Source organism: Ammoniphilus soli (genome assembly GCF_040813775.1).
Genome location: NZ_JBEGDL010000038.1, coordinates 13,963 through 25,949, shown reverse-complemented (window position 1 = coordinate 25,949; position 11,987 = coordinate 13,963). Strand labels below are relative to the sequence as shown.

General features: G+C 48.5%; 11 protein-coding genes. 10 read left to right on the top strand and 1 reads right to left on the bottom strand.

Features of this window, described 5'->3' with window-relative positions:
* Positions 1–78: 78 nt before the first annotated feature.
* Complete coding sequence (locus tag ABLT31_RS32715) at positions 79–384, top strand: LysR substrate-binding domain-containing protein (protein WP_462976565.1); 306 nt, start codon at positions 79–81, stop codon at positions 382–384.
* A gap of 419 nt (positions 385–803) precedes the next feature.
* Here the strand turns inward: ABLT31_RS32715 and ABLT31_RS32710 are convergent, their stop codons facing one another.
* Positions 804–1,898, bottom strand: a complete 1,095-nt coding sequence (locus ABLT31_RS32710) for a chymotrypsin family serine protease (protein ID WP_367759603.1) — start codon at positions 1,896–1,898, stop codon at positions 804–806.
* Positions 1,899–2,176: 278 nt separating this feature from the next.
* Between ABLT31_RS32710 and ABLT31_RS32705 the strand changes: the two genes are divergently transcribed.
* The 9 genes from ABLT31_RS32705 (at position 2,177) to rbsK (ending at position 11,981) form a co-directional block, all read left to right on the top strand.
* A complete protein-coding gene (locus ABLT31_RS32705) occupies positions 2,177–2,437 on the top strand; it encodes a hypothetical protein (protein ID WP_367759630.1) in 261 nt (86 codons plus the stop codon).
* A 159-nt stretch (positions 2,438–2,596) separates the two neighbouring features.
* On the top strand, positions 2,597–3,625 hold the full coding sequence (locus ABLT31_RS32700; protein WP_367759628.1) for a LacI family DNA-binding transcriptional regulator: 1,029 nt from the start codon (positions 2,597–2,599) through the stop codon (positions 3,623–3,625).
* Positions 3,626–3,643: 18 nt separating this feature from the next.
* Positions 3,644–4,576, top strand: a complete 933-nt coding sequence (locus tag ABLT31_RS32695) for a dihydrodipicolinate synthase family protein (RefSeq protein WP_367759627.1) — start codon at positions 3,644–3,646, stop codon at positions 4,574–4,576.
* Positions 4,573–6,363 carry an L-fucose isomerase gene (locus ABLT31_RS32690; RefSeq protein ID WP_367759625.1) on the top strand — a complete coding sequence of 597 codons (1,791 nt, stop codon included), beginning with the start codon at positions 4,573–4,575 and terminating at the stop codon, positions 6,361–6,363. Before ABLT31_RS32695 ends, ABLT31_RS32690 begins: the two co-directional genes overlap by 4 nt.
* Positions 6,364–6,396: 33 nt before the next feature.
* The gene (locus ABLT31_RS32685; protein WP_367759623.1) at positions 6,397–8,076 is read left to right on the top strand and encodes a ribulokinase; all 1,680 of its coding nucleotides are present in this window, start codon (positions 6,397–6,399) and stop codon (positions 8,074–8,076) included.
* A gap of 1 nt (position 8,077) precedes the next feature.
* Positions 8,078–9,142: a sialic acid TRAP transporter substrate-binding protein SiaP gene (locus tag ABLT31_RS32680; RefSeq protein WP_367759621.1), complete on the top strand. Its 1,065-nt coding sequence runs from the start codon at positions 8,078–8,080 to the stop codon at positions 9,140–9,142.
* Between the two features lie 68 nt (positions 9,143–9,210).
* A complete protein-coding gene (locus ABLT31_RS32675; RefSeq protein WP_367759619.1) occupies positions 9,211–9,738 on the top strand; it encodes a TRAP transporter small permease in 528 nt (175 codons plus the stop codon).
* A 19-nt stretch (positions 9,739–9,757) separates the two neighbouring features.
* Positions 9,758–11,047 carry a TRAP transporter large permease gene (locus tag ABLT31_RS32670; RefSeq protein WP_367759617.1) on the top strand — a complete coding sequence of 430 codons (1,290 nt, stop codon included), beginning with the start codon at positions 9,758–9,760 and terminating at the stop codon, positions 11,045–11,047.
* Positions 11,048–11,060: 13 nt separating this feature from the next.
* Positions 11,061–11,981, top strand: a complete 921-nt coding sequence (gene rbsK, locus ABLT31_RS32665) for a ribokinase (RefSeq protein ID WP_367759615.1) — start codon at positions 11,061–11,063, stop codon at positions 11,979–11,981.
* Positions 11,982–11,987 lie beyond the last annotated feature (6 nt).

Here is an 11,987-nt window from a genome sequence, read left to right as displayed (position 1 = left end):
AACTTAGGGAAATAGGTTGACTCCCTCCTTTTTTTATATTTTTTATTTTAAAGAAAAAAAGAATGCAGTTATCGAATCATGTTTGAAGAGTACCTTCGAGACCGTGGAATCGTACCTTCATATACAATGGAACTTTGGAGTATTGAAGCGATGAAACGTTGTGTAATGAGTGGGCTTGGTATTGCTTGTTTACCTTTAATAACTGTAAAAAATGAAATCAAGGAGGGAAGGTTAAAGATTATTCCCTGCAGAGGTGGTTTTAAACAGATTTTATCCCAAGTTACTTATCATAAAAACAAGTGGATTTCCCCTGCTTTATCAACTTTTATCGATATTACTTTGAAACATGCAAGAGACTGGTCATGTGCGGAGATTTCTTATTAAGTTAACGGGAATCTATACCTAAATAACACCGAATGATTAATGGCTGCCATTTCGATGGTAGCCTATTGTACGATTGGGCAGTTATGCTTAAAGAGGCAGTTGGTAATGATTGTAAAAATTTTTCATTTCTTTGCTTCTCTTATGCCTGCTCCATCTCTATTCATCTCCCTGGCTTTCGGGCCTCTACCTTGTTTACCTACGTTTAACCTAGCCGTTACGATTAGGATCCAAGGCTAACTACCTGTAGTTGGCTCAAACTTTTTGGGTGGATTCGCACCCACACTCACTATATGAAACGGCATTTCTCGGACGCACGGTCAGTTCCCTACCCCGAGGTGGGCATATTTTGGACGCACAAAAAAAGTCTCCTCTGAAGGGAGCTTATTCGACTATCTGCCTAGCTTCGGCGCAATTAGTCCTTATTTCGACTTTCTCACATTGACAACCCGCTGCCGCTTACGCTCGGCTGCTGTCATTGGTTGGACATAACGATAATCTCCTCTTGGTGCAGCCCCTTTTACAGAACCTACTTTGAAACCTTTTCCTGTTGAGGCAGGGATCGCGACTCGTAAGTTATAAGTTGACATCACTCGGGCAATTGGATTCGCGATAGACAGGTTTCCGCCTTCCGAAGTGGCAAAATTTAAGGCTACAGCAAATCTTCCAGGCGCTTGAAGCCATACAGACCCTGAGTCTCCTGGGAGCGAGATCGGACGCGATCCGCGGATCACCGTCTGATTGACAAAACGGAATAAACCGAACGTATACCTTATATCACCGGTCCAATTCACGTCAATCACTGTCCCAGTTACTGGACCTGTAGTACGACCTGTTTTAAATACATTTGTACCGACAGGATAGCTTAGCAGATGGCCAGGCACCGTGGTTAGAAAACCAATGTTATTGGCCAAGTAACGTGGATTCAAAAGAGCGTTGGACGTAGGGAGGGCAATACAGGAATCTTGGAAATTGTTCGCATTGGGAATAAGCGGAACAAACTGAAAAGCTCGGGCCACCCTATCAACAATAGTTCTCCCTCCGTCAGCGGGTCCAGGTTGAAGAGTCTCCGCAAAGGCCGGAGAGTTATTATTAATTAGCACATGGTTGTTACTAAGAATAAACGGCTGGCCGTTTCTAACTACAATGAGACCGGCAGTTCCCGTACTTGGTGGAAGAGTACCAATACTGACCCCCCCAGGAACAGGACGCCAGCGATTTATTGGTGTCTGGGTTATTTTTCCACCTTTTTTTAGGGGGTGAGCCCCTTCCGCATAGAATTTCCCCGACCCGATAAAACGGATAGGAGCGGTTCCACCAGATTTCAACACAGTTGATCTAATGTTTTGCTTTCTTACGGTTGGAAAATTTTTGTCCGTATAAACATAGATCGCCGCTCCTAATTCCGGCTTCAATGGATCGGCATACCCCACTCCTACCGCATGGACATCACGACGTTTAAGCAAGGTATTCGTAATCTTGTTTTTCTGCCTTACAGCCTCTTTGAATGTCGGCATTGTTCACTCTCCTTTATCATTCGGATATTGCAATCTATGCCGACTTGTTCATGAGTGACTAAATAAAAAGCATATTACCCATTCATTTCCGACATCTTTTTTTACAGTTTGACAGTACAGGCCCAGGTACTGGCTGAAACTGCCGAGGTGCGACCCGAATGTATCTTCCTCCATTAGATGGCGAACCCTCTGTTGCTATTACATCCGCATGAAGATTCATAACAAAGTTCAAAGAAGGCTTCCTATGGAAGCCTATTCGAAGATGTCAACGAGTTATTATGCCAAAGCACTTTAGCTTGGGAAGTTATTCCAAAGAGGATGCATCAGAATTTGAGAAAAACTTTGGTAAGGACTTTTCTAAACAATTATTGAGTATAGAAATGAAAAATATAGCTTTATTCATTGACGAGTGGGAGGATGGAAAAGACTATAACCACCTCGGGGGTGATACCCCCTCAGGTAGGGGTCTGACCCCTATCGGAATTTGGCGGTATTCACGAACAGCGGAGAGCGCCTGCCTTGTAAGCAGGAGGTCATAGATTCGATCCATTTTAGCTCCACCAAATTTTATTACGTTGGAATATATTAAAAATTAATTGACAATTGCGTTATATCAGCATATTATTAGGTTAAACGTTTTAGCAAATTCATTTAGCACTTGGCTATAACGTTTCAGCTAAGAGAGATGGAGAGAAGCTATGGCAAGTATTAAAGAGATTGCGAAAATGGCTGAGGTGTCGGTAGGGACGGCTTCTATTGTTCTGAACGGCAAGGGGGATCAGATGAGAATATCCCAAGCCACGCAGAAGAGAGTACTCGAAACTGCTCAGAGATTGGGGTATCAACCGAATATATCAGCAAGGCGCCTTCGCAGCGGAAGTGAAAAGGCGGTCCCTGTGATTGCGGTTCTATGGACATTGGATACGCGAGCTTCCCTTGTGAGCCGATTTCTCAGAGGGATTCAGCCTCATCTATTTAACCAAGCTCGTCCATTTGAGATGCTTGTACAGCCTTACGAGATCTCCAAGATTGATCAAATTGAAAGTTTGCTGACAGGCACGCGATTTAACGGGGCTATCATTGCAAACGCTTCCGAAAGGGACCAGAACTATCTGGAAAACACGGATTTAAACGTTCCGATTGTGCTTTACCTAAGGAATTCGAATAAATATAGTTATGTCACGGCTAATGGCTATGAGACAGGCATGAACATAGCGAAGCTATTTGCAAAAAGAGGGCATCAAAAAGTAGGGATCGTGATACCGAATATATCTTCTCAGGCGATTCATCTTCGTAAAGAGGGGTTTCTGGAAGGGGCGCGCATACATGGATTGGAGCTGTCCCCCAAGCATATTTTATTTGAAAGCTTTACAGAAGAAGGCGGATATCTTGTCGCTAACGATTTGCTGCGGGAAGGCGAATGGCCGTCAGCGTTATTCTTTATAAGCGATCAAATGGCTACTGGGGCATTGGTGGCCTTCCACGAAGCGGGGGTGAAAGTCCCGCAGGATATCGAAATGATGGGCCACGATAATTATGACCAAGCGAGGTTTACCATTCCTTCGCTGTCTACCGTTCATCTGCCGGTAGAAGAGATGGCAGGAGCTTGTGTGGATATTCTTCTGGATCACATTGAACATAAGGTGACATCCCCCGTATCCGTGTCCTTTGAAACGGAGTTAAGAATACGTCAAAGCTGCGGCGGATTCCCTGATCAGAGTTCATAAGAAAAGGAGAATAAGGGAATGACGACACAAGGTAATTCCGTCCTTAAAGGGGTTGTATCGCTGATGCTTACTCCTTTTAAAGCGGATGGAGAAATTGACTGGAAGGCGTATGATGCCTACGTCGATTGGCAGCTGTCAGCGCAGCCGGATGGGTTGTTTTCGGTATGCGGAAGCAGCGAAATGAAGTGGCTGACAAGGGAAGAGCGATACATGCTCGCACGCCAAACCGTGAATCGGGCCGAGGGAACCCCGGTGCTTGCGACTGCGAATTTGGAAAATCACCTTTCCGATCATGAAGAAGAGGTCCGGCGAATCGGAGATGCGGGGGTTTCCGGTATTGTTTTAGTCCCGCCGCCCGACATGGGAGAAGAGCAGGCGCGATTGGGGGATTACTTTGCTCAATTGGCCGAGATTTCGCCTTGTCCGGTCTACTTGTACGAATGGCCGCAAATCCATCCTTATTTCATCTCGCCAGAGATATGGGGGCTATTGAGTAAGCAATACGGGATGAAAGGGATTAAAGATACCACCTGTACCATGGAAGGAATCCAAGCGAAAATCATGAATTCCCCGGAGGATACGATCGTGTTTCAAGCGAATACTCCTTTTCTGCTGGATTCCATAACCACTGGTGCGCAAGGGATCATGGCCATTACGTCTGCCGCGTTGAATGAATTGGTGGTAGCCTTCTGGAAGGAAGCAACGAAGGATCCTTTTTCGCCTAAAGCTAAAACGTTTCAGCAACAGCTTGTATTCCTAGACAGCGTCCTGCGTTTCGCTTACCCGGCTACAGCGAAGTACTTAGCTCAATTGCAAGGGCTTCCATTAGAGCTTTATTGCCGCTGGCCGGTTGAGCTTAAGCCGGAGGCTCGAAAAGCGATATCCGTTTTCTATGAGGTGTATAAGGAATGGAAGGAATCTCATTTACATAACGAGGAGGATGGAAGATGAGTCAGAAGCAAAAAAGGTGGATTGGGGATTTTCCGAAGATCGGAATCCGTCCAGCGATTGATGGCCGGCGCGGAGGCATTCGCGAATCTCTGGAGGAAGTGACCATGAACATGGCGAAAGCCGTAGCTGCCTTTCTTCGGGATCATGTGAAGTATCCCGATGGAACACCGGTAGAATGCGTGATCGCCGATACCTGCATTGGCGGAGTGGCTGAAGCGGCTCAAACCAGTGAGAAATTTCGCCGCGAAGGGGTAACTGCAACGCTCACCGTGACTCCATCCTGGTGTTATCCGACGGAGACGATGGATCAGGATCCTCTAACGATTAAGGCGATTTGGGGATTTAATGGTACGGAAAGGCCGGGAGCGGTATATTTAGCGGCGGCTCTAGCCGCTCATAACCAAAAGGGACTTCCTGCCTTTAGCATCTACGGCCGGGATGTACAAGATATTGGGGATACCTCCATTCCGCAGGATGTTCAGGAAAAGCTTTTGCAATTTGCCAGAGGAGCTCTCGTGGTGGGGATGATACGCGGCAAATCCTATCTTTCCATGGGATCCGTATCCATGGGGATCGCGGGATGTATCGTCGATGAGGGGTTTTTCCAGAAATATCTTGGTATGAGAAATGAATACGTCGATATGAGCGAGTTTATCCGCCGCATGGAGCTGAACATTTACGATGAGGCGGAATTTGAAAGCGCACTCGCTTGGGTGAAGGAGCATTGCCGGGAAGGACGGGATGTCAATCCTCCTCATCTGCAAAGAACGAGGGAGCAAAAGGATAAGGATTGGGAAACCGTGGTGAAAATGACCTTGATTGCAAGAGATCTGATGATCGGCAACCCGAAGCTGGCGGAAAAGGGATATGGAGAAGAAGCGCTAGGGCGCAACGCGATTGCGGCGGGTTTTCAAGGGCAACGAGCATGGACTGATTTTATGCCGAACGGCGATTTTATGGAAGCGATTTTAAGCTCTTCTTTTGATTGGAATGGCATTCGGGAACCTTTTATCCTATCCACGGAAAACGATACGCTCAATGCGGTGACGATGCTGTTTGGTCATCTGTTAACGAATTCGGCTCAGATTTTTGCCGATGTTCGCACTTACTGGAGTCCGGAAGCCGTTCAGCGCGTAACCGGAAAAGAATTGACAGGATTAGCTTCCCAGGGAGTAATTCACTTGATTAATTCAGGCCCTGCTGCTTTGGATGGAACGGGGCAGCAAGCCCGCGATGGGCAGCCAGCCATGAAGCCGTTCTGGGAGATCACAGAGGAAGAGGTGAGAAAGACGCTGGAGGCGACGGAATGGTGTCCTGCGGTAGACTTCTTTCGAGGCGGAGGATTTTCCACCGATTACACCACACAAGGCGGCATGCCGGTCACGATGTCGCGTTTGAACTTGGTTCAAGGCTTGGGCCCTGTCCTTCAGCTTGCGGAGGGATATACCGTGGAGCTGCCTCAGGATGTTCACGATATCTTGGATGAACGGACCAATTCGACCTGGCCGACCACCTGGTTTGTTCCTAAGGTCAATGGAGAAGGAGCATTCAAGGATGTGTATTCGGTGATGAATAATTGGGGATCCAATCATTGTGCGCTAAGCTATGGCCATATCGGTTCGGACTTGATCACGCTGGCCTCCATGCTGCGTATACCGGTATCTATGCACAATGTGGAAGACGAGCGAATCTTCCGCCCGAGCACGTGGAGTGCCTTTGGAGCATCCGATCCGGCAGGAGCAGATTACCGCGCATGTGCTGCTTTTGGACCTCTATATAAAGCCTAGAGTTGGGTGAACCGGAAAAGGAGGGACAAAGGATTGAAGAGGAAATATAGCATTGGGATTGATTTTGGAACACAGTCAGGCAGGGCCTTGTTAGTGGATGTTCGGACAGGGGAGGAGCTGGCGGTTCATGTCACTACATACGCACATGGCGTGATGGACGACAGGCTGCCAAACGGCGAAAGGCTCGAACCGGATTGGGCCCTGCAGCATCCGGGCGATTATTTGCAGGTGCTGTTTGAAGCGGTCCCCGAGGTCCTGCGTGCGGCTCAAGTCGACCCCCAGGATGTGATCGGGATTGGAATCGATTTCACCTCATGCACCATGATGCCCTTAGATGGTGATGGGCAGCCCTTATGTTTAGATCCCAAGTGGGAAAACCATCCGCACAGCTGGGTAAAGCTTTGGAAGCATCATGCTGCTCAGCCCCAGGCGGATGAAATCAACGAGTTGGCCGAGAAACGCGGGGAAAGCTTCCTACCCCGGTATGGCGGAAAAGTTTCATCGGAATGGATGTTTCCCAAAATCCTTCAGATCGTAAGGGAGGCGCCAGACGTATTTAAGGCCGCCGACCTGTTTTTGGAAGCCTGTGATTGGATCACGCTGCAATTGACCGGAAGGCTCCTTCGCAGCAGCGGAACCAGCGGGTATAAGGGGCTTTGGCATAAAGAAGAGGGCTATCCGGATCCCGCATTTTTCAGGGAGCTGGATGATCGGTTGGAGGACATCGTGAACACGAAGATGCGCGGATCGATTGTTCCCATTGGACAGAAGGCTGGGGAGCTAACGGAAAAAATGGCTCAACGCACGGGCTTGCTCCCGGGTACACCGGTCGCCGTGGGGATTATTGATGCCCATGCCTCGGTTCCAGCCGTAGGAGCAGTGCGTTCCGGCCAACTGGTGATGGCGATGGGCACCTCCACTTGCCATATGCTTCTTTCGGAAATGGAAAAGAAGGTCGAAGGAGTTTGTGGGGTGGTTGAGGATGGCATGATTCCAGGATGCTTTGCCTATGAAGCGGGTCAGGCCGCTGTGGGAGACATTTTTTCCTGGTTTGTGGAGCAAGGCGTGCCGGAGCAAGTCAAAAGGCAAGCAGAAGAGGAAGGGAAAACCCTGCATCAGTGGCTTGAGCAGAAGGCCGCTGCTTACAAGCCCGGTGAAACCGGCCTGCTGGCGCTTGACTGGTGGAATGGGAACCGATCGGTCTTGGTCAATGCGGATCTCTCCGGTTTGATCCTAGGGTATACGCTGTCCACGAAACCCGAGGAGATCTATCGGGCCTTGCTGGAAGCCACCGCTTTTGGCACGCGAAAGATTATCGAGGGATTCGTGGCAGGCGGTCTTGCGGTTCATGAAATTTTTGCTTGCGGGGGAATTCCCCAACGAAACCGGCTATTAATGCAAATCTATGCCGATGTCACGAATCGTGAGATCAAAATCGCCGATTCTACGCAGGATCCCGCTCTTGGTGCAGCGATGTTCGGGGCGGTTGCAGCAGGAAAAGACAGTGGGGGATATGACAGCATTTTTGAGGCTGCAGAGAAGATGGCCCGGGTCAGAGAGGAAACCTACCGCCCCATAGCCGAGCATGTTACCCTATATGATCAGCTCTATAAGGAATATGCTAAACTCCATGACTACTTTGGCCGAGGGGAAAATGAGGTTATGCCATTGCTAAAGCGTTTGAAAAATCAAAAATATAAAGGGGGATGTTAGGATGAAAAAGTTTGGAATGGGAGTATTATCCACGATTTTAGCAGGTGCAATGTTGGTGGGCTGCGGGCAGCAAACGAATGAAACCGCAAAACCGGAAGCGCCAGCGGATTCGGCAGCGAAGGAAGCGCCAGCGGATTCCGGAAAAACCTTTAATCTGAAATTCTCGACGGCCAGTGTTCCGAATGATGCCCATACCAAGGCGTTAGAGGTTTTAAAGGAAGAAATTGAAAAGAGCACAGAAGGAAGAGTCAAAGTGGAGATCCATCATTCCAGCTCTTTATACAACCAGGATAATGAAAGACAGGCGCTGATGAGGGGAAATTTGGAAATGGCCTATACTTCGGCTCCCTGGATGGCTGAATTTGTCCCATCGCTTAATATGTTCACAGCCGGTTATATGTTTAAGGATTACGATCATATGACCAAAGTGCTCAATGGAGAAATCGGAAAGCAAGTATTTGAAGAAGTCGTGGAAAAAACAGGCGTTCGTCCTCTAGGAGCTTTTTATCTGGGTTCAAGAGAGATCAACTTAAGAGAAAACAAAGAAGTGAAGACGCCAGAGGATTTAAAGGGCGTAAAGCTGAGAATGCCAAATACTCCTTCTTGGCTCTTCCTGGGTGAAGCGTTAGGTGCCAACCCGACTCCGCTTGCTTTCTCCGAATTGTATATGGCGCTTAGCACGGGTGCGGTCGATGGCCAGGATAATCCGCTGCCAACGGTACAGAACGCCAAGTTTTACGAAGTGACCAAATCAATTAGTCTGACCCATCATATCATTGACTCCACTTGGCCGACGATCAATGAAGAAGTATGGCAGGAAATGGGGCCTGAGCTGCAGGAAAAAATGGTTGCTGCAGTGGAAAAAGCGAGAGAGTTTACGGATCAAACGAACCTAAAGGCAGAAGCGGAGCTCGTGGAATTCATGAAGCAGCAGGGATTAACCGTCACGGAGCCAGATCGGGAAGCGTTCAGCACCCAGGTACTGAACAAGTACTTAGAGAACAAGGAAATCACCAAGGATTGGAATATGGACTTGTATCAGCAAGTGCAAGATATGGCCAAGTAAAAAAAGATGGTGACGCCTTTCGCACCGGTTGAAGGTGTGAAGGGCGTACTTCAAATGGGGGGATGATCATGAAAAGATTGGGGATGTTCCTGCTGAATGTGGTGGAGATTTATATCCCTCTTGCCGCCTTTTTCCTGATGTTTTGCTTATTTCTTTTGCAGATTTTTTTCCGGTATGTATTAAACCAGCCGCTTACGTGGGCATTTGAATTAACGACCATGGCTTTTGTTTGGACGGTGTTATTAGGGGCGGGATATGCAAGGAGAAAGCAAGAACATGTGGCTTTTACGATGATTTACGATGTACTGAACGCCAAAAAGCAAGCGATTTTTCGGATATTGGGCAATGGGCTGATCATCGTTGCCTTTGCGCTGGCTGTATATCCTGTCTATGATTATTTGCAATTTTTGTATATTCAAAAGTCATCCGTTCTTCGCATTCCTTTCAATATCGCTTTTATGCCCTTTTTAGTTTTCTTATTGCTGATGATTGGCCATTCGGTGCATGACGTCTGGCAGGATGTAAAAAAGCTTGCCGCGGGAGAGTACAGCAAAGCCTGCTCGACTGAGGAGTGCCCGGAACAAATCATAAGCTAATGAAATGGAGGTGGAAACCTTGACCGCATTGATCTGGATACCGATAGCCATCTTTGTTCTTACCTTTATCTTGAGAATGCCGATCTCCTTAGGCATGATCTCCGCCGCTATTTTCTATTTTCTTGCCAAAGGGCAGGATGTCGCTCAAATTGTGGATAATGTGGCGATGAATTTATATGCCTCCTTTGTCATGCTGGCGGTGCCGCTCTTCATTTTTACCGCCAATGTCATGAATTCGGGAAAAGTGACCGAGATTGTGTTTACCTTTGCCAATAGCCTAGTCGGCCGATACCGCGGAGGGATGGGGCATGTTAATGTCCTGGCATCGCTTATCTTTTCTGGGATGACCGGATCGGCTGTTGCCGATGCATCAGGCCTCGGAAAGATGGAAATTGAAGGGATGAAAAAGCAAGGGTATGATGCCCCCTTCAGCTGCGCGATTACCGCGACTTCGGCGACCATTGGTCCGATTTTCCCGCCGAGTATTCCCCTTGTGATTTATGCCATGCTTTCCGGTGCTTCCATTGGGGCTCTTTTTATGGCAGGGATTGTTCCGGGGATCCTCATCGCTGCTGCGTTAATGATTTATATCGTCTATATTGCACGCAAACGGAATTATCCCAAAGGGACTCAATATGCTTTAAGAGACTTTTTGTATTATTCCGTGAAGGCTGGTCCCGCATTGCTCACCCCCATTGTGCTTCTCGGAGGCATCTATTCCGGGGTCATGACCCCGACCGAGGCGGGGGCGGTTGCTGCTCTTTATGCCTTGATCATTTCCTTTTTTGTGTACCGCACGATGGGATTGAAAAGTCTGGGAGAAATGCTGGCGGACACCGTAAGGTCGACGGGTAATCTGGGACTGCTCGTCGGAGCCGCCTATTGTTTCTCGTTTATCGTAGCTTCCGAGCAAATTCCGGCTGCGATTTCCGAGCTCTTATTAGGCATTACGGAAAATAAATACGTGTTGCTGCTGATCGTGAATGTTCTATTCCTGATCTTAGGCATGTTTTTGGATACTTCCACTATTGCCCTTGTCTTTATCCCGATGATTTTGCCCATGATCGAAGCGGTAGGCATTGATCTTGTCCATTTTGGAGTCGTGATCGTTCTGAACATGATGATTGGGCTTTCTACGCCTCCATTTGGGGTGCTGCTCTTCATCGTTTCCGCGGAATCGTATACTCCGTTAAAGGATGTCATTAAAGAAATATGGCCTATGGTCATCGTGATGATCATTGTCCTTTTACTGATTACGTATATTCCGGAGCTGGTTCTATTTGTCCCGGATATGCTAGGCCATGGATAAGGAGGGGAACGCATTGAAGAAACAGGCAAGCATTGTCGTCGTGGGAAGCTTGAATATGGACCTTGTGATTTCGGCACCAAGAATTCCGCTTCCGGGAGAGACGATCCGGGGTACATCGTTTGCTACGGTATTTGGGGGCAAGGGGGCTAATCAAGCGGTCGCCGCCAAACGGTTGGGTGCCGAGGTAGAGATGATAGGGGCTGTGGGCAGTGACTCGTTTGGCGAACAAATTATCGATCATTTGAAAAAGGAACACGTGGGCATCGGGCATCTCGCAAGGGTTCCAGAGACGTCTACGGGAGTAGCCATGATTACGGTCAGTGAGTCGGGGGAAAATTCCATCGCTCTGTCTCCGGGCGCGAATGATGATGTGACGCCGGAGTGGGTTCGCCAAGCAGAGGCTGCCATTGCCAAGGCGGATATGCTGTTGGTTCAATTGGAAATTCCGATGGATGCGGTTAAAACGGCCATTGAACTGGCTCACAAGCATCGGGTGAGGGTGATTCTGAACCCCGCCCCGGCCGCGGCATTGTCGGCTTCCCTACTGGAAAAAGTGGATATCCTGATCCCGAATGAGACGGAGGGGCAGCTGCTGGCTTTTAACAGCCTGGATGAGGAATGTCGTGCCGAATCGATCATTGGGAGAATCAGAGAGCAAGGAGTCGGCACGGTGGTCATCACGCAAGGGGGAAAGGGCGTTACATACGATGCGGGAGAAGGTCTGCGCCATGCCCCTGCCTATCCCGTCAAGGCGGTAGACACGACCGCTGCCGGAGATTCGTTTTGTGCAGGCTTAGCGGTAGCCTTAGCGGAAGGAGCTTCTTTTCAGGAAGCTGTGGATTTTGCCCAAAAGGTAGGCGCGATCACGGTGACGAAGTTTGGCGCGCAACAATCCTTGCCTTACCGGGAGCAAGTAAACAATATAACCAAATGAAAAGGA

Excerpts from the sequence above, each read along its gene's own strand:
- ABLT31_RS32715 (WP_462976565.1), top strand. The coding sequence starts at position 79 with ATGTTTGAAGAGTACCTTCGAGACCGTGGAATCGTACCTTCATATACA.
- ABLT31_RS32710 (WP_367759603.1), bottom strand. The coding sequence starts at position 1,898 with ATGCCGACATTCAAAGAGGCTGTAAGGCAGAAAAACAAGATTACGAAT.
- ABLT31_RS32705 (WP_367759630.1), top strand. The coding sequence starts at position 2,177 with ATGCCAAAGCACTTTAGCTTGGGAAGTTATTCCAAAGAGGATGCATCA.
- ABLT31_RS32700 (WP_367759628.1), top strand. The coding sequence starts at position 2,597 with ATGGCAAGTATTAAAGAGATTGCGAAAATGGCTGAGGTGTCGGTAGGG.
- ABLT31_RS32695 (WP_367759627.1), top strand. The coding sequence starts at position 3,644 with ATGACGACACAAGGTAATTCCGTCCTTAAAGGGGTTGTATCGCTGATG.
- ABLT31_RS32690 (WP_367759625.1), top strand. The coding sequence starts at position 4,573 with ATGAGTCAGAAGCAAAAAAGGTGGATTGGGGATTTTCCGAAGATCGGA.
- ABLT31_RS32680 (WP_367759621.1), top strand. The coding sequence starts at position 8,078 with ATGAAAAAGTTTGGAATGGGAGTATTATCCACGATTTTAGCAGGTGCA.
- ABLT31_RS32675 (WP_367759619.1), top strand. The coding sequence starts at position 9,211 with ATGAAAAGATTGGGGATGTTCCTGCTGAATGTGGTGGAGATTTATATC.